Source organism: Streptomyces sp. NBC_01089 (genome assembly GCF_045162975.1).
In the GTDB taxonomy this organism is placed as follows: Bacteria; Actinomycetota; Actinomycetes; order Streptomycetales; family Streptomycetaceae; genus Streptomyces.
Window position 1 is genome coordinate 5999465 of record NZ_CP108660.1, and the last position, 24729, is coordinate 6024193.

A 24729-nucleotide genomic window follows, 5' to 3' on the forward strand; every position below is an offset into this window, starting at 1 on the left:
TGTTCTCCGAGGACCGTACGACATCGAGCATCACGAAGAGGTAACGAAACCTACCGATCTACCGGTCGACGGGTCAGGATGGAGACATCACGCACGGGACTGCGGGACTTCAGCACGCCAAGACGGAGGTACGACGGTGGCAGCCACCCCCATCAACGAAGCGGACCGGGTCCGCGAGGCCGCGGTCGAGGCCGCTCTCGGCGCTCTCGATCTCGACACCAAGGCCCGGCTGCTCTCCGGGCAGGACTTCTGGTCCCTTCCGGCGCTCCCGGAGATCGGGCTGCGGTCCCTCGTCATGTCGGACGGCCCGATCGGCGTCCGCGGCGTGCGCTGGACCGCCGACGACCCCTCCATCGCCCTGCCGTCACCAACCGCGCTCGCCGCCACCTGGGACCCGGAGCTGGCCCACCGGGCCGGTGTCCTGCTCGCCCAGGAGGCCCGGCGCAAGGGCGTGCACGTCCTGCTCGCGCCGACCGTCAATCTGCACCGCTCACCGCTGGGCGGACGCCACTTCGAGTGCTACTCGGAGGACCCGTACCTCACCGGCGAGATCGGCACCGGCTACGTACGCGGCGTGCAGAGCGGCGGCGTCGGCACCACGGTCAAGCACTTCGTCGGCAACGACGCGGAGACCGACCGCTTCACCGTCAACAACCTGATCGCCCCGCGCCCGCTGCGCGAGCTGTATCTGGCGCCTTTCGAGGCCATCGTCGAGAACGCCCACCCCTGGGGCATCATGACCGCGTACAACACGGTCAACGGCACGACGATGACCGAGCACCGCTACCTCGTCAACGAAGTCCTGCGCGGCGAGTGGCACTTCGACGGCTTCAACGTCTCCGACTGGACGGCCGCGCGCTCCACCGCCGGTGACATCCTCGGCGGCCTCGACGTGGCGATGCCGGGCCCGGTCACCCCGTACGGTGAGCCGCTGGCCGCCGCCGTCAGGACGGGCGATGTCCCCGAGAGCGCGGTCGACGACGCGGTACGGAACGTCCTGCGGCTCGCCGCACGGACCGGCGTCCTCGACGGCGCCCCGCCGGTCGTCACCGATCTCCCGGCGGAGACCGACGGGCGCGAGCTGGCCCGCGAGATCGCCCGCCGCGCCTTCGTCCTCGTACGGAACGAGGGCGGCGCGCTGCCCCTCGACGCCTCGCGGACCCGCAAGGTCGCGCTCATCGGCGCCGCCGCCCGCGACGCCCGTATCCTCGGCGGCGGCTCGGCCACCGTCTTCCCGACCCGGGTGGTGGCGCCCCTCGACGGGCTGGCGGCCGCGCTCCCCGAAGGCGCCGTCAGCTACGCGCTCGGCGCCGACCCGAGTGGCCAACTGGCCGCAGCGGGCAAGGGATTCGCCCTGCACGCCATCTGCCGCGACAAGGCGGGCCGGATCATCGGCACCGCTTCGGTGCCCGGCGGGCGCATCCAGTGGGTGGGCAGCGATCTGCCCGACGGAGTGACCCACGAGGCGCTGCACACCATCGAGGTCAAGGGCACGTTCACCCCCAGGGAGAGCGGCGAGCACACCTTCGGCACCCGTGGCCTCGGCGGCTTCCGGCTCACCGTCGGCGACCAGGTCCTCTTCGCGGCGGACGAGCTGCCGGGCGACGAGGCGGACCCGTTCGCCGCGGTCTTCGGCGGCCCCGTCGAGCGCGGCACCGCCACCCTCACCGCCGGTGAGCCGGTCGCGATCGGCTTCGAGTACACCGTCTTCAAGAGCGCCGGCGCCCGGCTCCAGGCCATCGGCTTCTCGCTCATGCACCGCGACCCGCAGCGCGACGCCGACGAGCTCATCGCCGAAGCCGTGGCCGCCGCCCGCGCGGCCGACACCGCCGTGGTGGTCGTGGCCACCACCGAGGAGGTCGAGTCCGAGGGCTTCGACCGCAAGGACCTCAGGCTGCCCGGCCGCCAGGACGACCTGGTGCGCGCGGTGGCCGCCGCCAACCCGAACACGGTCGTGGTCGTCAACGCCGGCTCCCCGGTGGAGCTGCCCTGGCGCGACGACGTGGCGGCGGTGCTGCTCAGCTGGTTCCCTGGCCAGGAGGGCGGCGCGGCACTCGCCGACGTACTCCTCGGCGCGGCGGAGCCGGGCGGGCGGCTCCCCACCACCTGGCCGGCGGTCCTGGACGACGCCCCGGTCCGCAGGGTCGAGCCGGAGGGCGGCGAACTCCCCTACGAGGAGGGTGTGTTCATCGGCTACCGGGCCTGGGACCGGGCCGGCGCCACCCCCGCCTACCCCTTCGGGCACGGCCTGGGCTACACCGAGTGGAGCTACGAGTCGGTGGAGGCGACCGCGGAGACCGCGACCGTCCGCATCCGCAACACCGGCGCCCGCGCCGGACGCGAGACGGTCCAGGTCTACGCGGCCCCGGCCGACCCCGGAACGGACCGGGCCGCCCGCGCGCTGGCCGGATTCGCCACCGTGGAAGCGGGACCGGGCGAGACGGCCGAGGTGGCCGTCGCGCTCTCCCCCCGGGCCTTCGAGACCTGGGACGAGGAGGCGGGCGGCTGGGCGAAGCGCCCCGGCGGCTACGAGATCAGGGCCGGCCGCTCCCTGGCCGACACCAGGCTGACGGTCACGGTCACGCTCTGACGCTCCACGGGTTCCCGCGTCCGACGGTCTACGTGCTCCCGCGGCCGACGGTCACGGGAACCCGCGTCCGACGGCCCACGGGTCCCCGCGTACACCTACCGCGCGTACACCTGCCCCGCGTACACCTACCGCGCGGAGAACCCGTACACCGTCTCGGAAACGAACGCGCCGCCCGGCCGGAGCACCGCACCGGGGAACTCCGGCCGGTTCGGCGTATCGGGAAAGCGCTGGGTCTCCAGCGCGATCCCGGCGCCGGCCCCGAACGGCCCGTCGTCGATGTGGTCACCGGTGTAGAGCTGCAGCCCCGGCTCGCTGGTGGAGACTGTCAGCACCCGGCCGGAGCCCGGGTCGGACAGCTCGGCGGCCGCACCGCCGCCCCCGTCGAGTACGTAGTTGTGGTCGTAGCCCAGTCCCACCTTCCTGGCCTGCCGGAAGTCGAAACGGGTGCCGTCGACCGGCGCCAGATCGCCGGTCGGGATCAGCCCGGCGTCCACGGGCGTCACCCGCGAGGCCGCGATCCGCAGCTCGTGCCCGGCCGCGCTGCCGGAGCCCGCACCGGCCAGGTTCCAGTACGAGTGGTTGGTCAGGCTCACCACGGTCGGCGCGTCCGTCGTCGCCTCGTACGCGATCCGCAGCGCACCGCTCTCCGTCAGGCCGTACGTCACGGACACGGTCAGCCGCCCGGGGAAGCCCTCCTCGCCGTCCGGGCTGACCCGGGAGAGCCGCACCCCGTGGTCCCCGGCGGGCGCCGCCTCCCACACCCGCTTGTCGAAGCCGCGGTCACCGCCGTGCAGGCTGTGCGGCGGGTTGTTGCGGGGCAGCCGGTAGGTGCGCCCGTCGAGCCCGAACTCACCGCCCGCGATGCGGTTCGCGTACCGCCCGATCAGCGCCCCGAAGTACGGCCCGGGGAAGGCCAGATACCCGGCCAGGTCGGGGAAGCCCAGCGCCACCCCGGCCACCGCTCCCGCCCGGTCGGGCACCTCGACGGACTGCACGATCCCGCCGTACGTGAGCACCCGCACCCGGGTACCGCCGCGCTCCAGGGTCCAGCGGTGGACTGAGGTGCCGTCGCCGAGACGGCCGAAGATCTCCGGCTGCGCGCTGCTCATCCCCGGACCCTACGCCGGGGGCCGCGCGGCCGTGACGTTGCGGTAGGCGATCTCCGCCAGCCGCTCCTGGCCGTCCTTCCCGGGGTGGAACCAGTCCCAGGGGCTCAGCTGCGCCCCGGTGAACCGGAACCCGAAGACCTCACCGCCGTCGTAACGGCAGTGCTCGTCCGTCGCGCACACGTCCTTGAGGACCCCGTTGTACGCGACGACCCGCTCCCGCACGGCGTCGCGCCGCTTCACGGCCGCCGGGTTCATCGCGTCGGCGTCCCGCAGCATCGACGCGCAGATCCCCAGCTTCCAGATCTGCTTGCCCAGCGGATTGCCGCGCCCCTGCGACCACAGCCGCTTCAGGTCCGGCACGCTCGACACATAGACCTCGCTCTTGGGCAGCGCGGTGGCCAAACGTTTCAGCGCCGTCTCAAACGATGTTCGGAATTCATCCACCGGTGTCATGTGCGAAACCGAGTCACGACAAGCGTCATTGGCACCTGCCATGATCGTCACCAGCTGGGGCCGGTGCGCCGCCGCTGCGCCGATCTGGGCCGGCACATCGGCCATCCGGGCCCCGGTCCTGGCGTCGTTCCAGCTCTTCTTCACACCGAGCCGCGAGACCAGACTGTGCACCTGGGCGTCCGAACCGGTCGCCCAGGACACCTTCGGACAGTCCGCGAGCACCGAACAGGCGTCGAAGCCGCGGGTGATGGAATCGCCCACCGCGGCCACCGAACGGGGGGACCTGTCCCAGGTCGGGGCGGGTGCGGACGGTCCGTTGCGGTGCGCCTGCGCACGTTTCGCGCCACTGTCGGAAGAGTCACAGCCGGCCAGCGCGCCGAGCGGGAGGACGACCACCGCCGTCAGTGCCGCGAGCGCCGTGCGTGTGCGGCGGCTCCGGGCGGATTCCGGCTTCCTCTGCACCCTCTGCACCCTCCAAGTGGCCGACCCGCGCGTCCTGCCGAGTGAAAGCTCTGTGTCCAACAGGGCTGAGACCGACAGTACGTCACACGAGTGAGGCCGTCGCGCGGTAGTTTTTCCCCGTCGAACCAGTGGCAACTTCGCCTTCCACGGTTCCGGTAAATTACATCACGTCACATACTGTCCCATTTCAGGAGATTAACTCCCGATGCTGTTTACTGTTGTACCCCGGGGCAGAACGGGCGAGAGGCCGCTGGGGAAGGCGAACCTCGAACCGCACTGGAGGTCCCGGTGACGACACGTGGAGTTCTGTACCTGCACTCCGCACCGCGCGCGCTGTGCCCGCACGTTGAGTGGGCCGTGGCGGGTGTTCTCGGTGCGCGGGTGAATCTCGACTGGATCAGGCAGCCGGCCTCTCCCGGCACCTGGAGATCCGAGTTCTCCTGGAAGGGCGGCACGGGCACCGCGTCCCAGCTCGCCTCCGCGCTGCGTGGCTGGAACCTGCTGCGGTTCGAGGTGACGTCGGAGCCGTGCCCGTCGGCCGAGGGCGAGCGCTACAGCGCCACGCCGGAGCTGGGCATCTTCCACGCCGTCACCGGAATCCACGGCGACATCCTGATCCCCGAGGACCGCCTGCGGGCCGCGCTGGCCCGCTCGCTGGGCGGCGAGAGCGATCTGGAGGCCGAGATCGCACGGCTGCTCGGCAAGCCGTGGGACGACGAGCTGGAGCCGTTCAGGTACGCGGGCGAGGGAGCCCCGGTGCGCTGGCTGCACCAGGTCGTCTGATCCGCTTTACGGTGGGTCCATGGCTGACAACACCTCAGTAGCTGTCCTGGGTACGGGCATCATGGGCGCCGCGATGGCCCGTAACCTCTGCCGTGCCGGGCTCGACGTCCGGGTCTGGAACCGGACCCGTGCCAAGGCCGAGCCCCTCGCCGCCGCAGGCGCTCGCGTCGCCGGCACTCCGGGTGAGGCCGTCGAGGGCGCGGACGTGATCATCACCATGCTGTACGACGGCGCGGCGGCCCTCGAAGCGATGACCGCCGCCGGGTCCTCGCTGGGCGCCGGGACCGTCTGGCTCCAGTCCACGACAGCGGGCACCGAGGCGCTCCTCCCGCTCGCCGCGCTGTCCAGGCAGCACGGACTCGTCTTCGTGGACGCTCCGGTCCTCGGCACCAAGGCCCCGGCGGAGAGCGGTCAGCTCACGGTTCTCGCGGCGGGGCCCAGCTCCGTACGCGGCGATGTCGCTCCCGTCCTGGACGCGGTCGGCGCCCGTACGGTCTGGGTCGGCGCCGACGGCGCGACGGGAGCGGCCACCCGGCTGAAGCTCGTCTGCAACAGCTGGGTGCTGGCCCTCACCCACGGCACGGCCGAGGCGCTCGCGCTGGCTGACGGTCTCGGCGTCGACCCGGCGAGCTTCCTGGACGCGGTCTCCGGCGGCTCGCTGGACTGCGGCTATCTGCACCTGAAGGCACAGGCCATCCTCACCGAGGACTACACGCCGAGCTTCTCCGTCACCACGGCGGCCAAGGACGCGCGGCTGATCGTCGAGGCGGGGCGCGAGGCGGGCGTACGGCTCGATGTGGCGGCCGCGGGCGGCGAGCGGTTCCGCCGGGCGGAGGCGCTGGGCCACGGCGGCGACGACATGGCCGCGTCCTACTTCGCGAGCTTCGAGCACTGAGGCCGGGAGCCCGGACGTGAACGCGCGGGCCCGCCCCTCCCGGAGAGGGAGGAGCGGGCCCGCGCGTGTCGTGCTGTGCTGCGCTCTGTTGTGCTGAGCTGCGCGACCGGCGTGTGCGGTCAGACCGTACGGAACGCCAGCATCACGTTGTGACCGCCGAATCCGAACGAGTTGTTGACCGCGGAGATCGGCCCCTGCGGCAGCGTGCGCGGCTTGTCCCGCACGATGTCCGCGTCGACCTCCTCGTCGAGGTCGACGATGTTGATGGTCGGGGGAGCCGTGCGGTGGTGCAGCGCCAGCACCGTGGCGACGGTCTCGATACCGCCCGCGCCGCCGAGCAGATGCCCGGTCATCGACTTCGTCGCGGAGATGGCGACATGGTCGAGGTCGTCGCCCAGGACCTGACGGAGCGCCTTGATCTCGGCGACGTCACCCTGCGGGGTCGACGTGGCGTGCGCGTTGACGTGCACGACCTCGGACGGCTTCAGGTCCGTGGTCTCCAGCATGTGCCGCAACGCCGCGGCGATACCGCGGCCGGTCGGCTCCGGCTGCGCGATGTGGTGGGCGTCCGACGACAGGCCCTGGCCCACCAGTTCGCAGTAGACCTTGGCGCCGCGTGCGGCGGCGTGCTCGGCGGACTCCAGGACCACGATGCCGGCGCCCTCGCCGAGTACGAAGCCGTCGCGGCCCTTGTCGTACGGGCGGGAGGCCCCCTCGGGGTCCTCGTTGTTCTTCGACATCGCCATCATGTTGGCGAAGGCCGCGATGGGCAGCGGGTGGATGGTCGCCTCGGTGCCACCGGCGACGACGACGTCGGCACGGCCGGAGCGGATCATCTCGGCCGCGTAGCCGACCGCTTCGGCGCCGGACGCGCACGCGCTGACCAGCGCGTGAACGCCTGCCTGCGCGCCGAGTTCGAGCCCGACGTTGGCGGACGGGCCGTTCGGCATGAGCATGGGGACGGTGTGCGGGGAGACGCGGCGTACGCCCTTCTCCTTGAGCACGTCGTACTGGTCGAGCAGGGTGGTGATGCCACCGATGCCGGAGGCGACGACCGCGCCGAGGCGCTCGGGGCGGACGGCGTCGTCCTCACCCGCCTTCGCGGTGAAGCCCGCGTCGGCCCAAGCCTCACGGGCGGCGATCACCGCGAACTGGGCCGAACGGTCCAGTTTGCGGGCGAGGGGGCGCGCCAGGACCTCGCTCGGGTCGACAGCCACCGGGGCGGCGATGCGGACCGGCAGCTCGGCGAAGCGCTCGTCGGTGAGCGGCTTGACACCGGAACGGCCTGCGAGCAGTCCGTCCCAGGTCGATGCGCTGTCGCCACCCAGCGGTGTGGTTGCGCCGATACCGGTGACGACCACGGTGCGATTGGTCGAGCTCACTGGAATTTCTTCTCCACGTGTAGAGGGATCTGAATCACGGCGCCACCGCCGGGTGGCGTCAGCCGCGGGCCTGGGTCAGGCCTGGTGCTTCACGATGTAGTCGGCAGCGTCGCCGACGGTCTTGAGGTTCTTGACGTCGTCGTCGGGGATCTTGACGTCGAAGCGCTCTTCGGCGGCGACGACGACCTCGACCATGGACAGCGAGTCGACGTCCAGGTCGTCGGTGAAGGACTTGTCCAGCTGGACGTCCTCGACCGGGATGCCGGCGATCTCGTTGACGATCTCGGCGAGACCCTCGATGATCTGTTCCTGAGTGGCGGCCATGACGGCGCTCCTTCGATGTGTAGCGGTGTGTGTCGGGGACTGCTCGGGGTGTTCGAACCTCGGGGTGTCCGAACGGCGAACCGGATTCCTCCGGAATGCCCTAGGGGAGGGTAACGACAGTCGCGGCGTAGACGAGACCCGCCCCGAAGCCGATGACCAGTGCGGTGTCGCCGCTTTTCGCCTGACCGGTCGCCAGGAGCCGCTCCATCGCAAGCGGAATCGAGGCAGCCGAGGTGTTGCCGGTGGTCTCGACGTCACGGGCGACCGTGACGTGGTCCGGCAGTTTGAGGGTCTTCACCATCGAGTCGATGATCCGCATGTTGGCCTGGTGCGGGATGAAGACGTCCAGGTCGGCCGCGGCGATACCGGCCGCGTCCAGGGCCTGCTGAGCGACCTTCGCCATCTCGAACACGGCCCAGCGGAAGACCGCCTGGCCCTCCTGCGTGATCGCGGGGAACTTCTCGCGGCCCTTGCCGTCGCGGTAGTCCGACCACGGCACGGTCTGCTTGATCGTCTCGGACTTGTCGCCCTCCGAGCCCCACACCGTGGGGCCTATGTGCGGCTCCTGGGAAGGACCGACCACGACCGCGCCCGCGCCGTCCCCGAAGAGGAAGGCCGTCGCGCGGTCCTCCAGGTCGGTGAGGTCGCTGAGCCGCTCGACGCCGATGACGACCACGTACTCGGCGGAACCCTCGACGATCATGCCCTTGGCGAGCGTCAGACCGTACCCGAAGCCGGCGCAGCCCGCGGAGATGTCGAAGGCGGGCGCCTTGTCGGTGCCGAGCTTGTAGGCGATGTCGGTCGCGATGGCCGGGGTCTGCGCGAAGTGCGAGACCGTCGACACGATCACTCCGCCGATCCGGTCGGCGGGGATCCCGGCGTCCGCGATGGCCTTGCCGGCCGCCTCGACGGACATCGCGGACACGGTCTCCTCGTCGGAGGCCCAGTGGCGGGTCGCGATGCCGGACCGGGAGCGGATCCACTCGTCGGACGAGTCGATCGTCTCCAGGATGACCTCGTTGGGCACGACCCGGGTCGGGCGGTAGCCGCCGACCCCCATGATCCGTGCGTACGGGGCGCCCTGGCTGGGCTTGATCTTCGCCATGCTCTCTCGGGCTCCTTAGGCCCCCGCCGCGTCAGCGGCAGGTGATCGGTTCTCGGCGATGAGGGCGCGGGCCGCGTCGAGGTCGTCGGGTGTCTTGAGCGCCAGCGTCCGTACGCCGGGCATGGCGCGCTTGGCGATGCCCACCAGGGTGCCGCCGGGGCAGACCTCGATGAGCGCGGTCGCGCCCAGCTTCTGGGCGGTCTCCATGCACAGATCCCAGCGGACCGGGTTCGAGACCTGGTTGACCAGCCGGGCGATGACATCGGCGCCGGTCGTGACGAGTTCGCCGTCGGCGTTCGAGAGGTACGGGACGGCCGGGTCGGCGACGGTCAGGTCCTGGGCGGCCCTGCCGAGTCCGGCGACCGCCGGAGCCATGTGGTGCGTGTGGAAGGCGCCCGCCACCTTGAGCGGCATGACCCTGCGCACCCCCTCGGGCTTGTCGTCGACGAGCGCCGCGATCTGTTCGGCGGTGCCCGCGGCGACGATCTGGCCTGCGCCGTTCACGTTCGCCGGGGTCAGCCCGAGCTTCTCCAGATGCGGGAGCACGGTCTCGGGGTCACCGCCGAGGAGCGCGGCCATCCCGGTCTCCGTGACGGCCGCGGCCTCGGCCATGGCCAGTCCGCGGGTCCGTACGAAACCGAGCGCCGCCGCTTCGTCGATGACGCCCGCGAAAGCCGCGGCCGTGATCTCGCCGACGCTGTGTCCCGCGACGGCGCCGGGCACGAAGTCGCCCAGCGCGGAAGCGGACAGCAGACCGGCCGCGACCAGCAGCGGCTGGGCCACCGCTGTGTCACGGATGGCGTCCGCGTCGGCCTTGGTGCCGTAGTGGGCGAGGTCGAGCCCGATGGCGTCCGACCACGCGGCAATACGGTCGGCGGCACCGGGGAGTTCGAGCCAGGGAGTCAGGAAGCCGGGCGTCTGAGCGCCTTGGCCGGGAGCGACGAGTACGAGCACCCTCACACTCTCTCTTGTGGACGGTTCCGAAGGCCCGTGGGGACAGGGACGAAGAACCGGTGGGGTAATTGTTGGTGTCCGACAAAAGTCTAGAGCTGCGTATCCCCGTCGGCCAGGCGCCCCAGGATCAGGGCGATGCGCAGAGTGAATGCGGAGCGCACATCGGAGGGTGACCAGCCGGTGACGTCGGTCACACGTCGGAGCCGGTAGCGAACGGTGTTGGGATGTACGAAGAGCATCCGGGCCGCGCCCTCCAGACTGCTCGCCTGCTCCAGATAGACACTCAGCGTTTCCAGGAGGGCCGACCCCGCCTGCTCCAGAGGTCTGTAGATCTCCTCCACCAACTGCTCACGCGCCGCGGGGTCCGAAGCGATGGCGCGCTCCGGCAGCAGATCGTCGGCGAGCACCGGGCGCGGCGCGTCCTGCCAGGCGTACCCGGCCTTGAGCCCGGCGGCCGCCGCCTGCGCGGAGCGGGTGGCCGCGAGCAGGTCGGGCACGATCGGCCCGGCGACCACGGGGCCCGCCGCGTACGGGCCGATGAGGGCCTTGGCGACCTGGAGCGGATTGTCGTTGCCGCCCGCGATGACGACGAGACGGTTGCCGAGCACCCCGGTCAGCACCTGGACCTTGGCGTGCCGCGCGGCGCGGCGGATCGCCTCGACGGTCAGTTCACTGTCGCCCTCGGGCGCGGTGCCGAGGATCACACAGACATGGTCGGGCGAGTTCCAGCCGAGGGCGGCCGCGCGGGACACCGCGCCCTCGTCGGCCTCGCCGGACAGCACGGCGTTGACGACCAGCGACTCCAGCCGGGCGTCCCAGGCCCCGCGGGCCTCGGCGGCCTGCGCGTACACCTGGGCGGTCGCGAAGGCGATCTCCCGTGCGTAGACCAGCAGCGCCTCACGGAGGATCGACTCGTCGCCCGGGGCGGCGACTTCCTCGATCGCGGTCTCCATGACCTCGATCGTGGTGCGCACCATCTCGACGGTCTGCCGCAGGGTGATGGCCCGGGTCAGCTCGCGCGGGGCGGTGCCGAAGACATCGGTGGAGATCGCCTGGGGCGCCTCCGGGTGCCGGAACCACTCGGTGAAGGCGGCGATACCGGCCTGCGCGACCAGGCCGATCCAGGAACGGTTCTCCGGTGGCATGGCCCGGTACCACGGCAGGGTCTCGTCCATCCGGGCAATGGCGTTCGCCGAGAGCCGGCCGGATGACTGCTCCAGCCGCTTCAGCGTCGCGGCGTGCGGATGTGCGGGAGGGGGTCCGGGCTGCGCGGAATCGGGTCGGGGCACGTGGACAAGACTGCCTTATCGGGACCCGGGCATGGCGTGGCGGGGCTACGGTGGGCGGCGTGATGGATGTACGGCGCTCCGGCGAGCGCTACCGCGGAGGCGACCTCGCGGCCGGTATCGATTCCCGCCACGCCTTCTCGTTCGGCTCGTTCTACGACCCGGACAACCTGCGTTTCGGGCCGGTCCTGGCCTGCAACGAAGAGCGGCTCGCGCCGGGTGCGGGTTTCGACGAACACCCGCACAGCCACACCGAGATCATCACCTGGGTGGTCGAGGGCGAACTCACCCACCGCGACTCGACGGGCGGTGCCACGGTCGTAAGGGCCGGTGACGTCCAGCACCTCTCGTCGGCCGGCGGGGTGCGCCACGAGGAGCGCAACGAGGGCCCGGAGCCACTGGTCTTCGTCCAGATGTGGCTGGCCCCTCTGGAGCCGGGCGGCGAGCCCGCGTACGAGACCGTGCGCGGCATCGCGGACGCCACGCCCTACGCGGTCCCCGCGGCGGGCGCCCTGCTCTCGGTCCGCAGGCCGTCCCCCGGCGAGCGGGTGGCGGTGCCGGACGTGCCGGGGGTGTACCTGCATGTCGTACGGGGTGAAGTCCGGCTGGGCGATACGGAGTTGGCCCCGGGCGACTCGGTCAGGATCAGCGGGGTGCAGGGGCTCGACCTGGTGGCGGACACGGCGGCCGAGGTGCTGCTCTGGGAGCTGGAGACGGCCTGAGGCGGGCGGCCCCGGCGGAGGGGGCGGCGGGCGACGCTTTGACGACACGCCCCGGGCGCGGGCGCCGCGGTTCAGGACCGGGGTGAGGCGCTGCCGGCCTGGGCGCGGTTGGCGCGGATCTCGTCGTGGTGCTCGGCGGCCCAGCCGATCAGCCGCACGACGAGTTCGTTCAGGCCGTGGCTGAGCGGGGCGAGGGCGTACTCCACACGCGGCGGCACCTCGGCGTAGGCGGTGCGCGTGATCAGGCCGTCCTCCTGGAGCTGGCGCAGTGTGCGGGTGAGCATGCGCTGCGAGATGCCCGGGATCTGGCGCTGGAGGTCGGTGTAACGCAACGGGCCGGACTGCAGGACGCCGATGACCAGCATGCTCCACTTGTCGCCGACCCGGTCGAGTACCTGCCGGATGAAGTCCATGCGGTCGGCGGGGATGCCCGCGCACGGCCCGATCGCGGCCGCCGTCGCGGTCGCCGTCTCCGTACCAGCGCTGTCCTGCATGGCGCCCATTCCTCTCCGTCGCGCACACCCGTGTGCCTTTTGTACCGGCTTCCATACTGACGCATCATGGCGCTACGAACAAATGAGAGGAATTGGAGGTCAGGGCAGGACAGCGGCACCCTGCTCGACCTGCTGCGCACCGCCTGGGACGAAACCCGCCCGGTCGCTCTCTCGCCCCCGTCTCCGTGAAAGGCACAGCCATGTCGTACCTGCTGCACATCGACTCGTCCTCGCTCGGCGAGGCGTCCGTCTCCCGTCAGGTCGCTCAGTCCTTCCGTGACCGGTGGCAGGGCCCGGTCGTCCACCGCGACCTCGCCGCCTCGCCGGTGCCGCACCTGACCGCCGCGGGCGTCACGGCCCGCATCACCGACCCGGACCGGCACAGTCCCGAGCAGGCGAAGGCGGCCGCGCTCCAGGACGAGCTGATCGAGGAGTTGCTGGGCGCCGGCGCGTATCTGTTCACGGTGCCGATGTACAACCTCTCGATGCCGTCGGTGTTCAAGGCGTGGCTGGACCAGATCATCGTCACGGACCGCACCCTGATCTTCGGCGGTCCCTCCCCGGTCGCGGGCCGTCCGGCCGTACTGATCTCCGCCCGGGGCGGTGGCTACGGCCCCGGCACCCCCAACGAGGGCCTCGACCATGTGGTGCCCACCCTGGAGGCCGTCCTGGGTCACGACAATCTCCTCGGCCTGGACGTCACCACCGTGATACCCGAGCTGACCATGGCCCCGGTGGCTCCTGCCATGGCTCCGCTCCTTCCCCTGCACGAGGCGTCCATCACGGCCGCCCACGACAAGGCCCGCGCGCTCGCCACGGCCTTCGGCGCGGCGCGGGCCGCCTGAGGCCGCGCTCCGTCGTTCGACCGTCGTTCGACCGCCGTTTGACCGAGTAGACCTGTCTGTCTAATATGACTGGGACTAGACAGACAGGTCTACTCATACTTCGGACGGGAATGGTCATGACGAATCTTTCGGTCGACCCGGCGTCCGGCCCGGTGTCCCACCCGGTGCCCCACCCGGCATCCGAATCCGCGCGGGGCCGGCGGCTGCCGCCGGGCGTGGCGCTGTATGTCCTCGCGTCCATCACCGTCTCGTTCCTGGCGGCCTCCAGCGCGCCCACCCCGCTCTACGCCGTCTACCAGGCCGAATGGGGCTTCGACCCGATCACCACCACCGTGGTCTTCGGCGTCTACGCGGTCGCCGTGCTGCTCGGACTGCTCACCATGGGCAAGCTCTCCGACCACGTCGGCAGACGGCCGGTACTGCTGGCCGCGCTCGCGGCGCAGGCCGTCTCGATGGTCGTGTTCGCCACCGCCGAAGGCGTGCCGGGGCTGCTGGTCGCCCGGATCGTCCAGGGGCTGTCGACCGGCGCCGCGCTCGGCGCGATCGGGGCGGGGATGATGGACATCGACCGGCCGCGCGGCACGATCACCAACGCGGTCGTCCCGGGCATCGGCACCGCGACCGGCGCGCTGGTCTCCGGCCTCGTCGTCCAGTTCCTGCCCGCCCCCACGCATCTGGTCTACCTCGTACTGCTGGCGGTCTTCGCCCTCCAGGCCGTCGCCGTCGCGCTGATGGCGGAGACGGTGACCCGCAAGCCGGGGGCGCTGGCCAGCCTGGCGCCCGAGATCAAGCTGCCGCGCGCCGTACGCCGCCCGATGCTGGTGGCCGCGCCTGTGCTGTTCGCCGTCTGGGCGCTGGCCGGGCTCTACGGTTCGCTCGGCCCTTCCCTCGCACGGCAGTTGACCGGCTCCAGCTCCGAAGTGCTCGGCGGGATGAGCCTGTTCGTGCTCGCCGGGGTGGCCGCCGTCTCGGTGGTGCTCCTGCGGAAGGCGACGACCCGGACGGTGATGCTCACCGGCATACTCGCGCTGATCGCCGGGGTGGCCCTCACCCTCGTCTCGATCCGCGCCTCGTCCGCCACCGGCTTCTTCGTCGGCTCCGCCATCGCGGGCGTCGGCTTCGGCAGCGGGTTCCAGGGCGGTATCCGTACGGTGATGCCGCTGGCCCGGCCGCACGAGAGTTCCGGGGTGCTGTCGCTGCTCTTCGTCGTCTCGTACCTGGGCATGGGGGTACCCGCCGTGGTCGCCGGGTTCCTCGTCGTCCACGCGGGCGGGCTGACCGCCACCGCGCAGGAGTACGGACTCGCCGTGATCGTCCTCGCGGCCTTCGCGCTGCTCGGGCTGGTGCGCGGCGGCCGGGACGGGGCGGCGGTCCTGCCCGGGGCATAATGGTAGACAGATCTGTCTGAAGGAGTGACCGTCATGGCGAGCGTACGGAGCACCGTGAAACCTTCGGCGCGTGAGCGCCTGCTCGCCGCCGCGAACGAGCTGTTCTACGCCGAGGGCGTGCAGAGCGTCGGGATCGACCGGGTCATCGAGCACGCGGGCGTGGCCAAGGCGTCGCTCTACAACACCTTCGGCGGCAAGGAGCAGCTCGTCCGGGCGTACCTCGACACCCGGCACGCGGGCACCGCCGACCGGATCACCCGGGCCGTCGCGGAGCGCGACACGCCCCGCGAGCAGATGCTGGCGGTCTTCGAGTCCCAGGGGCGGCAGTTCGACCGGCCCGACTTCCACGGCTGCGCCTTCATCCGCGCCGGCTCCGAGGCCAGCCCCGGCGGGCTGGTCCATGAGGCGGCGGACACCTTCCGCCGCTGGATGCGCGAACTCTTCACCCGGCTCGCCGCCGAGGCCGGCGCCGCCGACCCCGAAGCCCTGGCCCACCAGCTCCAGTTCCTCTACGACGGCGCGGGTGTCTCCGCCCTGATGGACGACGACTCCACGGTGGCCGCGACCTCCCGTGCGGCGGCCGCCGCCCTGATCACGGCGGCGACGGGCACCCCGGGGTGACGGTCCTCTAGTGGAGCCCGTCCACGAATGTCTGCCAGGCTGCGGCGTGGACGAACAGCGTGGGTCCGGCGGGGTTCTTGCTGTCCCGGACCGGCACGGTACCGGGGAGGCCGTCGGCCACCTCGACGCACTCGCCGCCGTTGGTTCCGCTGTACGACGACGTACGCCACACCGCGCCGTCGGTCACCGTGCACTCGACGCACTCGCCGCCGGTGTTTCCGCTGTAGCTGGACTTACGCCACCGCGCGTTCTCCAGGTCGCGACCGGTCTCCATAACGCTCCTCCATCACGCGGGTGATCAGCGCCGCCGAGTCCTCGACGGAGAGAGCGGCAGCCTGCAGGTGAGCGTAACGGAGTGCGCCTTCCCGGATGGTCTCGGGGCTGGCCGTCATGTGGCCGGAGATGAGGTCCTCGGTGTAGACGATTTCCGGGTCGTCATCGAAGCGCATGGCGGTGAACGACCCAGCCAGGCTAGCGTGTTCACCCGGCGGCACCAGCGTCTGCGCGCACCTCGTGGCCCCGGGGTCGGCGGGCCTCTTCCAGAAGGCGATCCTGCAAAGCGCCCAGTGCACAGGACGTAAATGGTCACCGGGCCCGCCGACCTGGTTCCCGCTGCCGCGCGCGGAGCGCGAGCAGCACGGGCTCGACCTGGCGGCCAAGGCCGGCTGCTCCGACCCGCGGACGGCGGCGGCCTGCCTGCGCGCCGTACCCGTGGGCGAACTCCTCAAGTGGTCCGACTACGGACTCGGGTCAGGACCGTCGGTCGGCGGCGGCGTCCTGCCTGTCAGCCCGGAACGGGCTTTCGCCACCGGCCACTTCAGCCGGGTCCCGGTCATCCAGGGCACCACGCGGGACGAACACCGCCTGTTCACGGCGGCCATCGAAGCCGTGACCGGCCGGACGACGACCGACGCCGACTACCGGCAGCAGATCCGGACCCTCTTCACCCCGGCCGACGCGGCCCGCGTCCTGGCCCGCTACCCCGCCGGCCGCTTCCACTCGCCCGGCGAGGCGCTGTCCACCGTCGTCGGCGACTGGGCCTGGGGATGCACGGCCCTCGGCCGTGACCAGGCCCTGGACCGTCACGTGCCCACGTACGCCTACGAGTTCGACGACGAGAAAGCCCCCTGGTTCAGCACTCTCAAGAAACCCAACTTCCCCACGGGGGCGTTCCACGGCAGCGAGCTGGAGTACCTCTTCGACGACGAGCAGCTTCCCGGTCCCGCGACCCCCGCTCAGCACCGGCTCGCGGACACGATGGTGCGCTACTGGGCCCGGTTCGCCTACACGGGCGACCCGAACGGCCCAGGCACGGCGCCCTGGCCCCGATTCGGAACCGGCCGGCATGTGCAGTCGCTGCAACCGGGGAGGACGGAACCGGTCGATCTCGCCCAGGAACACCAGTGTGGCTTCTGGCAGACCATCACCGTCAGGACCGGAGTTCGGCCAGCACCGCGTCCGTGAACGGCGGCCAGGCGTCGACCGCCCACGGCCCGAAGGCCCGGTCGGTCAGCGCCACACAGGCGGCCCCCGCCTCCGGGTCGACCCAGAGGAACGTCCCCGACTGGCCGAAGTGGCCGAAGGTCCGCGGTGACGACGAAGCGCCCGTCCAGTGCGGGGACTTGGCGGAACGGATCTCGAAGCCGAGACCCCAGTCGTTCGGGTTCTGGAGGCCGTATCCGGGCAGTACGCCCTTGAGCCCGGGGTGGACCACCGAGGTGGCTTCGGCGACGGTACGCGGGTCGAGCAGCCGGGGCGCCTGCAGCTCGGCGGCGAACCGCGCCAGGTCGTCGGCGCTGGACACGCCGTCCTTCGCGGGGGAGCCCTCCAGCGAGGTGTCCGCCATACCGAGCGGTTCGAGCACCCCCTCGCGGAGGTAATCGGCGAACGGGATGCCGGTGGCCGCGGCGATGTGGTCGCCGAGCGCCTCGAACCCCGCGTTGGAGTAGATCCGGCGCTCACCGGGGGCCGCCATCACCCGGTTCTCGTCGAAGGCGAGACCGCTGGTGTGGGCGAGCAGATGGCGGACCGTGGCCCCGGGGGGACCCGCGGGCTCGTCCAGCTCGACGGCGCCCTCCTCGTACGCCAGGAGCGCGGCGTACGCGGCGAGCGGCTTGGTGACCGAGGCGAGCGGGAAGCGCCGCGAGGCCGGGCCGACCGTACCGGCGACGCTGCCGTCCGCTCGTACGACGGCGGCGGCCACCGCGGGTACCGGCCAGTTCTCGGTCATCGCCAGGCTCTTCATGGGACAGGAGCCTAACTACAGCGTCAGCCGCATCGCCGGATCGGGGGTCCTCACGAACCCGAGGGAGGCGTAAAGAGGCTCGCCGTCGGCCGATGCGCGCAGGTCGACCCTGCTCACCCCGCGCTCCCTGAACCAGCCGAGCAGCGCCTCCATACAGGCCCGCGAGTACCCTCGGCGGCGCATGTCCGGGTCGGTCGCGACGCTGAAGACGTAACCGCTCGTGCCGTACGGGTTGCCGGGGCCGCCGAGCCGGTACTCGACCGTGCCGACCACGCACGCGGCGAGACCGCCGTCCGGCCGGTCGACGACGAACGCGGTCAGGTCGGCGTCGGGGTCCTTCAGTTTCCTGCGGAGCGTGTCGGTGGCGGCCGGCTGCCAGCTGCTGTCCGGGTGCGGTGTGCCGGACAGGGAGTCCTGCATCAGCTTGCGCAGGCGTACGAGTTCGGCGGCGTCGTCGGGGTTCGCGCGGCGGGCTGTGCTCATGGTCGGCGAGGCTACGGGAACCCGCCGTGAAGTTCCCCCCGTTTCCGCTTGCCTGGAGTGCACTCCAAGGATCTAGCGTTGGGTCTGTCGCGAGGATGAAGGAGCTGGGAGCACATGGCTGTGACCGAGACCGTGCCCGTGGCGGACCACCGGGGTCTCCGCGCGGCACCGCCCGCCCCGGAGCGGCTCCCCGACGGGCAGGACCAGTACACGATCAGCCAGGTCGTGGCATTCACCGGTCTCAGCGCGCACACTCTGCGCTGGTACGAGAGGATCGGGCTGATGCCGCACGTCGACCGGTCGCACACCGGGCAGCGCCGCTTCTCCAACCGCGACCTGGACTGGCTCGCCCTCGTCGGCAAGCTGCGGCTGACGGGAATGCCGGTGGCGAAAATGGTCCGCTACGCCGAACTCGTACGCGAGGGCGTGACCACCTTCGAAGAGCGCCAGGAACTCCTGGAGGAGACCCGCAGAGAAGTGCGGCTGCGCATCGCGGAACTCCAGGACACGCTCTCCGTGCTCGACTTCAAGATCGATTCTTACGCGGACGCCCGGCGGGCGTCGGAGAGGTACTGAACCTGATGAGCATCGAAAAGATCGACAGGGTGCGGCTCGGCCAGGACGGCCCCGAGGTCGGCGTGCAGGGCTTCGGTGCCATGGGCATCAGCGAGTTCTACGGGGACACCGACGAGGCGGCGGCCAGGGACACCCTGGAGGCCACCGTCGAGGCCGGGGTCACACTGATCGACACCGCGGACATCTACGGACAGGGCGCCAACGAGACCTTCCTGGCGCCGTTCGTCGCAGCGCACCGCGACGAGATCATGCTGGCCACCAAGTTCTCCGTCGAGCGGCGCGCCGACGACGAGCACTACCGGGGGGTGCGCAACGACGCCCCGTACATCCGGCAGGCCGTCGAGGCGAGCCTGCGCCGGCTGAACGTCGACGTCATCGACCTCTACTACATGCACCGGCGCGACCCGGGTGTGCCGTTCTCCGAGTCCGTCGGCGCGATGGGCGAGCTGGTGACCGCGGGCAAGGTCAGGTACCTGGGGCTGAGCGAGGTGACCGGTGCCGAGCTGCGCGAGGCACACGCCGTGCACCCGATCACCGCCGTGCAGTCCGAGTGGTCGCTGTTCAGCCGGGACGTGGAGCGCAGTCTGGTCGGTGCTGCCGCCGACCTCGGCGTGGGCATCGTGCCGTACTCGCCGCTCGGCCGCGGTTTCCTCACCGGGTCCTTCGCGGACGCGTCCAAGGACCTGGCCGGCAGCGACTTCCGGAAGTTCCAGCCCCGCTTCACCGGCGACAACGCCAAGGCGAACGCGGCGCTCCTTGAGCCGGTCCACAAGATCGCGGCGGCGCACGGTGTGACGGCCGCGCAGGTGGCTCTCGCCTGGGTGCAGCAGCGGGCCGAGGTGCACGGGCTGCGGGCGGTCGTGCCGATCCCCGGCACCCGTAAGCGCGCCCGCCTCATCGAGAACACCGGCGCCACGCGGCTGCGACTGACCGGCGACGAGCTGGCGCTTCTCGAACCGATCGCGGGCGAGGTCAAGGGCGACCGCTACCCGGACATGTCGTCCACGTCGACGGCCCGCGAGTAGCCGTACGGGGGACGTGAACACCGGAGGGGGCCCGCGCGGTGCGGGCCCCCTCCGCCGTTCCTTCCGGACAACCACTAAAGCTCCGCCAGCAGTTCGGCCTTCTTCGCGGTGAACTCGTCGTCCGTCACCAGGCCCGACGAGTGCAGCTCGCCCAGGTGCCGTATCCGCTCCGCGATGTCCGCCGGGTCGCGCCGGCCGGTCGCGACGGCGGGCACCGGCACCGGCCTGGAGTGGCGGGCCGCCCCCAGCACCGCTGCGGCGAACGGCAGCGACTCGTGGACCGGCCCGTAACCGAGCCCGAAGACGACCGCCGCGGGATCCTGGTCGGCCTGCGCCGCGTCCGGTCCGCCCTGCCGCAGCATCCGCAGATATCCGTCGAACGTGTCGGGGGAGCGCCAGTCCACACCGGTCAGCTCGGCCACCGGGAAGTTCTGGTCACCGGACTTCCACTTGGCCGACGAAGCGCCCGTCCAGGACCATCTGAACGAGACCCGCGATCCGTCGAAGGACGCCTTGCCGTCGTACGCCTTGAAGTGGAGCGGCGCCTCGGGCGCCGCCACCAGAAACCGCTCGGCCGGCTCCGACGCGTCCGGCACCAGACGCGCCGTCAGCTCGTCCGCGTAATACTCCGCGAGCGTCCGCTGCGCGGCCGGGAGCACCAGCCGGTACGGATCGCACCCCTCCTTCAGCTGCCCCGACGCGGCCTCCATCAGCGGGTCGGCCCCCGCGCGCGGCGCCGCACGCAGCACCACCGTCCCCCGTCTGCCCTCGGTCACCGACACCGACCCCAGCGCCTCGTGGGGGATACGCCGCTGACGCAGCGCCTGGAAGAGCTTCGGCGTGCGAATCCCCCGTTCGAAGCGGATGAGCACGGAGTCGGTCGCGAACTCCCAGGTGGCTTGAATTCCGGCCAGCACATCACCCATGTGGCACATCGTAGGCGGCGTGCGCCCGCACGTCGCCCCTCTGCGGGAGACCCGATGAACAGGCATCTACGCGCGTGAACCTCACAGGTCACCGCAGAATCAGCCGCGACAGGCGTCTCCGCCGGCCGCACATGTCACCGAATCGAACTCGCCGGTGCCCACCGCGGCGAAGTTGTGCAGACTCTCGGTGCCAGGCGTGAAATAGCCGGTGTGACCCTGCGCCGCGCCCGCCGATACGACGCGCGCGCCGAACGACGGCGAGACGGGGTCCGCGCCGTGGCCGAGTCCGGCGACATCCAGATGCGGGACGTCCTGGATCCAGTCGCTGCTGTCCCGCATCGCCCACACCCGGGCGTCCGTGCCCAGCTGCGCGGCGTTCTCGACCCGCATCCCCGGGCTTCCGGCGACCGCGATGTCACTGACCCGGGAGGGGAGGTTGCGGGCGGCCACGCCGCAGAGCACCGAGCCGTAGCTGTGGCAGAACAGCGCGACGGGCGCGCGGCCCGGCAGCGCGTCCACCAGCGCGTGCAGCCGCAGCGCCCCCTCGGCGGCGAGCCTGCCGATCGCGGCGTCCACACCGATACCGACGGGCGAGGTGTAGTCGGCCCAGGCGATGACGGCGGTGCGCGACCCGGGGGCAGCGGTGTGCTCGGCGCTGTACAGGGACGTCGCCATGCCGACCGGCGCGGTGTAGTACGCGCTCTGTGACTTCTGGAAGGTCAGCAGGTTGGTGTCGACGCCTGGCACCACGATGGAGATGTGCCGGGCCTGCTGCAGATCACCCATGACCTCGGCGACCCGGCCGGTACCGGTCGGGTCGAAGGCGAGGATCTGCCGGCCGCGCTGCGCCAGCGCGTTGTAACGGTCATAGGTCTGCAGCGCGTCCTGCTGGCCGAGCTTGTTCAGCGTGGGGTCGGTCAGCCGTTCGTGTTCCTGCGCGGCGGCCTGCTTCAGCGCCTGCCTGTTGGCGTCGTACCGCAGGCCGACCGGGGCACCGTTGAGATTGCCGACCACCAGCGGATAGCGGTCGGCGAGCCGGGCCCGGTCACTCGCGGTGAGCGAGGCGAAGAAGTGCGCCAGCCGGTGCGGCGACGCGTGGGCCGACGGCAGATGGTGACCCGCGATGGAGCCCCGGCCCCAGGCGGTCAGCGCGGCTTGGCGGGGTCCGGCGGTTCTCTGGTGGTGTACGGCGGTCCAGCCGGTCGTGGCCAGCATGACGAACACCACCGCGAGCGCGAGAAGAGTGCGCCAGACGGTGAGAGTGGGGGAGGAGTCGAAGGAAGTCACTGCCCGCCACCCTAGGAGACGGGGAAGGGCGCTTGCGAAGTCAGTGAGACACATCACGTTTCACGGCGGGAATGTAACCGAATGACTACATTCTGTGTGCGCCGGTCGTACGCCAGTTCCCCGCCAGTGCGGGCCCGATCTGGTCGAGATGGGTCAGGGCGACCGTCCGCATGGCCGTGATGCTCAGATCCTCGCCCTTGCCCCAGATCCGGCCGGTGGCCCGCATCACGCCGTCGAACGCGGCGACGGCCACCCGCGGGCGCGGATCGGTGTCCACGTCCAGCCCCTCGCGGTCGGCGATCAGCTGCGCGATCCGGTCCTCCAGCTCGGCCGAGCGGCGCAGATGGATGGCGAGCAGGGCCGGGGAGGACTCGATGACCTGGCAGATCCGCATGTACAGATCGACGGGGACCAGGTCCTCGATGGTCAGGCTGATGCTGTCCCAGGAGGCGAGCACCGCGTTGCGCATCGCGTCGAACGGCCTCTCCTGCGGGGGCCGCGCCTCAAGCGCCGTGAAGAAGTGCGACTCCACCAGGTCGTGCACCGCGAAGGCGGCCTCCTCCTTGCTGGCGAAGTACCGGAAGAAGGTGCGCTGGGAGACCTCGACGGCGTCGGCGATCTCGTCGATGGTCGTCTGCTCGTACCCCTTGGTCGTGAAGAGTTCGAGCGCGACGCGCAGCAGGGCCTCCCGGGTGCGCTGTTTCTTGCGCTCCCGCAGTCCGGTCGGCGCGTCCGGCGTCGACGGCTCCGTCTGCTCCATCGTCACGTTCTGGTCCTCTTTCGGTGTGGGGGGCTTGTGGGGCTGTGGGGCTGTGGGGCTGTGGGGCTGTGGGGCTGTGGGGGTGCGGGGGATTGCTGGGGGTCGTGCGGCGTGGCGTGGCTTCGGCCGTTCCGGTCCTGAACTGCTTCCCGTTTCGGGCGCTTTGTCTCTCCAGGTTACCTGTGAGCTACGTGACAGCTACCGACTTGTGAAATGGTTTGTCAACTGTCAGAGGCTGACACTAATCTGACTCTTATGACTAGTCAGACCACTGTCGACCCGGCGCCGCAGGAAGCCGCGGCACCGCCGGCCAAGGGGCTCCGCGGCCACCCTTGGCTGACGCTCTTCTCCGTGGCCATCGGCGTGATGATGGTCGCGCTCGACGGCACGATCGTCGCGATCGCCAACCCGGCCATCCAGAAGGATCTCGGGGCCACCTTCGCCCAGATCCAGTGGATCACCAATGGCTACTTCCTCGCCCTCGCGGTGGCGCTGATCACCGCGGGCAAGCTCGGTGACCGCTTCGGCCACCGCCAGACCTTCCTCATCGGCGTGGTCGGCTTCGCCGCCGCGTCCGGCGCCATCGGCTTCTCCAACAGCGTCAGCCTGGTCGTGACCTTCCGGGTCCTCCAGGGCCTGTTCGGCGCGCTGCTGATGCCCGCGGCGCTCGGCCTGCTGCGCGCCACCTTCCCCGCCGAGAAGCTCAACATGGCCATCGGCCTCTGGGGCATGGTCATCGGCGCCTCCACCGCCGGCGGCCCGATCATCGGCGGCCTGCTCGTCCAGCACGTCAGCTGGCAGTCGGTCTTCTTCATCAATGTGCCGGTCGGTGTGATCGCGCTCGTCGTGGGCGCGTTCATCCTCAAGGACCACCGCGCCGCGAACGCCCCGAAGTCCTTCGACATCCTGGGCATCCTGCTGCTCTCGGCGGCCATGTTCTGTCTGGTCTGGGCACTCATCAAGGCCCCGGCGTGGGGCTGGGGCGACGGCAAGGTCTGGATGTTCCTGGCCGTGTCGGTCGTCTGTTTCGCGGCCTTCGCGTTCTGGGAGACGAAGGTCAGGGAGCCGCTCATCCCGATGGCGCTCTTCCGCTCCGTGCCGCTCTCCGCGGGCGTGGTGCTGATGGTGCTCATGGCCATCGCCTTCATGGGCGGCCTCTTCTTCGTCACCTTCTACCTCCAGAACGTGCACGGCATGAGCCCGGTCGACGCCGGACTCCATCTGCTGCCGCTCACCGGCATGATGATCGTCGCCTCCCCGCTCGCGGGCGCGGTGATCACCAAGCTCGGCCCGCGTATCCCGCTGGCCGGCGGCATGCTCTGCACGGCCGTCGCGATGTACGGCATGTCCACGCTGGAGACGGACACCGGCAGCGTCCCGATGTCGATCTGGTTCGCGCTGCTCGGCCTGGGGCTCGCCCCGGTCATGGTCGGCGCCACCGAAGTCATCGTCGGCAACGCCCCGATGGAGCTCTCCGGCGTCGCCGGCGGTCTCCAGCAGGCCGCCATGCAGATCGGCGGCAGCCTCGGTACGGCGGTGCTCGGCGCGGTCATGGCCTCCAAGGTCGACAGCGCCCTGCCGGACAACTGGGCGGCGGCCAAGCTTCCCCCGTTCGGGCCCGGTCAGCTGGACCAGGCGTCGCAGGCCGTCCAGGTCGGTATGGCCCCGGTGCCGCCGCAGGCGCCGGCTGGACTCGCCGCGAAGATCACGAGCGTCGCGCACGACACGTTCATGTCCGGTATGGGGCTGGCCTGCCTGGTCGCCACCGGTGTCGCGGTCGTGGCCATCTTCGTGGCCCTGCTCACCAAGCGCGGTGACAACCCGGAGGCGGCTTCGGGCGCCGCCCACATCTGACGCCCCGGCGTCAACTTCGCGCCCATCACAGCCCCGCCGGACCCTTCCGGCGGGGCTGTCGCCTATCAGGGTGGTACGGGCGGTGCGCTCTTCCGGCGGTACGGGATCACGGGCCAAGCTGCGGTCCGGAAGATCCATACGTACGACGCACCACCACGAC

At 71.1% G+C, this 24729-nt stretch carries 25 protein-coding genes and 1 pseudogene; 11 read left to right on the forward strand and 15 right to left on the reverse strand.

Annotated elements, in window-relative coordinates; genetic code table 11:
* Positions 1 to 136 precede the first annotated feature (136 nt).
* The gene (locus OG510_RS26945) at positions 137 to 2590 is read left to right on the forward strand and encodes a glycoside hydrolase family 3 protein (RefSeq protein ID WP_406140189.1); all 2454 of its coding nucleotides are present in this window, start codon (positions 137 to 139) and stop codon (positions 2588 to 2590) included.
* 125 nt (positions 2591 to 2715) lie between these two features.
* Here the strand turns inward: OG510_RS26945 and OG510_RS26950 are convergent, their stop codons facing one another.
* A complete protein-coding gene (locus OG510_RS26950) occupies positions 2716 to 3699 on the reverse strand; it encodes an aldose epimerase family protein (protein WP_406140190.1) in 984 nt (327 codons plus the stop codon).
* Between the two features lie 9 nt (positions 3700 to 3708).
* Positions 3709 to 4614: an SGNH/GDSL hydrolase family protein gene (locus tag OG510_RS26955; protein ID WP_406140192.1), complete on the reverse strand. Its 906-nt coding sequence runs from the start codon at positions 4612 to 4614 to the stop codon at positions 3709 to 3711.
* Positions 4615 to 4902: 288 nt separating this feature from the next.
* Between OG510_RS26955 and OG510_RS26960 the strand changes: the two genes are divergently transcribed.
* Together OG510_RS26960 and OG510_RS26965 are read left to right on the forward strand one after the other, a co-directional pair.
* Positions 4903 to 5397, forward strand: a complete 495-nt coding sequence (locus OG510_RS26960) for a DUF3145 domain-containing protein (RefSeq protein WP_164260465.1) — start codon at positions 4903 to 4905, stop codon at positions 5395 to 5397.
* A 19-nt stretch (positions 5398 to 5416) separates the two neighbouring features.
* A complete protein-coding gene (locus tag OG510_RS26965; RefSeq protein ID WP_406140193.1) occupies positions 5417 to 6292 on the forward strand; it encodes an NAD(P)-dependent oxidoreductase in 876 nt (291 codons plus the stop codon).
* Between the two features lie 119 nt (positions 6293 to 6411).
* Here OG510_RS26965 and fabF read toward each other — a convergent pair whose 3' ends face one another.
* The 5 genes from fabF to OG510_RS26990 form a co-directional block, all read right to left on the reverse strand.
* On the reverse strand, positions 6412 to 7674 hold the full coding sequence (gene fabF, locus OG510_RS26970) for a beta-ketoacyl-ACP synthase II (protein WP_406140195.1): 1263 nt from the start codon (positions 7672 to 7674) through the stop codon (positions 6412 to 6414).
* Positions 7675 to 7749: 75 nt separating this feature from the next.
* Positions 7750 to 7998 carry an acyl carrier protein gene (locus tag OG510_RS26975; RefSeq protein ID WP_406140196.1) on the reverse strand — a complete coding sequence of 83 codons (249 nt, stop codon included), beginning with the start codon at positions 7996 to 7998 and terminating at the stop codon, positions 7750 to 7752.
* A 100-nt stretch (positions 7999 to 8098) separates the two neighbouring features.
* Positions 8099 to 9103: a ketoacyl-ACP synthase III gene (locus tag OG510_RS26980; protein WP_406140197.1), complete on the reverse strand. Its 1005-nt coding sequence runs from the start codon at positions 9101 to 9103 to the stop codon at positions 8099 to 8101.
* A 15-nt stretch (positions 9104 to 9118) separates the two neighbouring features.
* Positions 9119 to 10057: an ACP S-malonyltransferase gene (locus OG510_RS26985; protein WP_406140199.1), complete on the reverse strand. Its 939-nt coding sequence runs from the start codon at positions 10055 to 10057 to the stop codon at positions 9119 to 9121.
* Between the two features lie 89 nt (positions 10058 to 10146).
* Positions 10147 to 11346: a helix-turn-helix domain-containing protein gene (locus OG510_RS26990; protein ID WP_164260477.1), complete on the reverse strand. Its 1200-nt coding sequence runs from the start codon at positions 11344 to 11346 to the stop codon at positions 10147 to 10149.
* Positions 11347 to 11408: 62 nt separating this feature from the next.
* On the opposite strand from OG510_RS26990, the gene OG510_RS26995 reads away from it, so the two are divergent.
* On the forward strand, positions 11409 to 12065 hold the full coding sequence (locus OG510_RS26995; protein WP_406142573.1) for a pirin family protein: 657 nt from the start codon (positions 11409 to 11411) through the stop codon (positions 12063 to 12065).
* Positions 12066 to 12136: 71 nt separating this feature from the next.
* Here the strand turns inward: OG510_RS26995 and OG510_RS27000 are convergent, their stop codons facing one another.
* Entirely contained in the window at positions 12137 to 12568 is a 432-nt protein-coding gene (locus OG510_RS27000; RefSeq protein WP_406140201.1) for a winged helix-turn-helix transcriptional regulator, read from the reverse strand.
* A 191-nt stretch (positions 12569 to 12759) separates the two neighbouring features.
* Here OG510_RS27000 and OG510_RS27005 point away from each other — a divergent pair, with 191 nt between their 5' ends.
* The 3 genes from OG510_RS27005 to OG510_RS27015 all read left to right on the forward strand — a co-directional run bounded on the left by OG510_RS27005 (position 12760) and on the right by OG510_RS27015 (position 15413).
* Complete coding sequence (locus OG510_RS27005; RefSeq protein WP_406140202.1) at positions 12760 to 13404, forward strand: FMN-dependent NADH-azoreductase; 645 nt, start codon at positions 12760 to 12762, stop codon at positions 13402 to 13404.
* A gap of 116 nt (positions 13405 to 13520) precedes the next feature.
* Positions 13521 to 14792, forward strand: coding sequence for an MFS transporter (locus tag OG510_RS27010; protein WP_406140203.1), 1272 nt, complete (start codon positions 13521 to 13523; stop codon positions 14790 to 14792).
* 33 nt (positions 14793 to 14825) lie between these two features.
* Complete coding sequence (locus OG510_RS27015) at positions 14826 to 15413, forward strand: TetR/AcrR family transcriptional regulator (protein ID WP_406140205.1); 588 nt, start codon at positions 14826 to 14828, stop codon at positions 15411 to 15413.
* A gap of 7 nt (positions 15414 to 15420) precedes the next feature.
* On the opposite strand, the gene OG510_RS27020 is transcribed toward OG510_RS27015, so the two are convergent.
* Entirely contained in the window at positions 15421 to 15687 is a 267-nt protein-coding gene (locus OG510_RS27020) for a DUF397 domain-containing protein (RefSeq protein ID WP_406140207.1), read from the reverse strand.
* Positions 15647 to 15898, reverse strand: a pseudogene (locus tag OG510_RS27025) (Scr1 family TA system antitoxin-like transcriptional regulator); the annotation flags it as partial. The pseudogene OG510_RS27025 and the gene OG510_RS27020, both read right to left, overlap by 41 nt.
* Before the next feature lie 28 nt (positions 15899 to 15926).
* Between OG510_RS27025 and OG510_RS27030 the strand changes: the two are divergent.
* Positions 15927 to 16877 carry a carboxylesterase family protein gene (locus OG510_RS27030; protein ID WP_406140209.1) on the forward strand — a complete coding sequence of 317 codons (951 nt, stop codon included), beginning with the start codon at positions 15927 to 15929 and terminating at the stop codon, positions 16875 to 16877.
* Here OG510_RS27030 and OG510_RS27035 read toward each other — a convergent pair.
* Together OG510_RS27035 and OG510_RS27040 are read right to left on the reverse strand one after the other, a co-directional pair.
* Positions 16843 to 17658 carry a serine hydrolase domain-containing protein gene (locus tag OG510_RS27035; protein WP_406140211.1) on the reverse strand — a complete coding sequence of 272 codons (816 nt, stop codon included), beginning with the start codon at positions 17656 to 17658 and terminating at the stop codon, positions 16843 to 16845. The two genes, OG510_RS27030 and OG510_RS27035, sit on opposite strands and share 35 nt — an antisense overlap.
* A 15-nt stretch (positions 17659 to 17673) precedes the next feature.
* The gene (locus tag OG510_RS27040; protein WP_406140213.1) at positions 17674 to 18141 is read right to left on the reverse strand and encodes a GNAT family N-acetyltransferase; all 468 of its coding nucleotides are present in this window, start codon (positions 18139 to 18141) and stop codon (positions 17674 to 17676) included.
* A gap of 114 nt (positions 18142 to 18255) precedes the next feature.
* On the opposite strand from OG510_RS27040, the gene OG510_RS27045 reads away from it, so the two are divergent.
* Entirely contained in the window at positions 18256 to 18717 is a 462-nt protein-coding gene (locus tag OG510_RS27045; protein WP_406140215.1) for a MerR family transcriptional regulator, read from the forward strand.
* Between the two features lie 5 nt (positions 18718 to 18722).
* Positions 18723 to 19742, forward strand: coding sequence for an aldo/keto reductase (locus OG510_RS27050; protein ID WP_406140217.1), 1020 nt, complete (start codon positions 18723 to 18725; stop codon positions 19740 to 19742).
* Between the two features lie 74 nt (positions 19743 to 19816).
* Here the strand turns inward: OG510_RS27050 and OG510_RS27055 are convergent, their stop codons facing one another.
* From OG510_RS27055 to OG510_RS27065, 3 genes are all read right to left on the reverse strand, one after another.
* Positions 19817 to 20668 (reverse strand): DUF4429 domain-containing protein, encoded by an 852-nt coding sequence (locus tag OG510_RS27055; RefSeq protein ID WP_406140219.1) that lies wholly within the window; start codon positions 20666 to 20668, stop codon positions 19817 to 19819.
* 99 nt (positions 20669 to 20767) lie between these two features.
* Positions 20768 to 21955, reverse strand: coding sequence for an alpha/beta hydrolase (locus tag OG510_RS27060; protein WP_406140221.1), 1188 nt, complete (start codon positions 21953 to 21955; stop codon positions 20768 to 20770).
* Between the two features lie 85 nt (positions 21956 to 22040).
* Complete coding sequence (locus OG510_RS27065) at positions 22041 to 22715, reverse strand: TetR/AcrR family transcriptional regulator (RefSeq protein WP_406142575.1); 675 nt, start codon at positions 22713 to 22715, stop codon at positions 22041 to 22043.
* A 255-nt stretch (positions 22716 to 22970) separates the two neighbouring features.
* Here OG510_RS27065 and OG510_RS27070 point away from each other — a divergent pair, with 255 nt between their 5' ends.
* Complete coding sequence (locus tag OG510_RS27070; protein WP_406140223.1) at positions 22971 to 24569, forward strand: DHA2 family efflux MFS transporter permease subunit; 1599 nt, start codon at positions 22971 to 22973, stop codon at positions 24567 to 24569.
* Positions 24570 to 24729 lie beyond the last annotated feature (160 nt).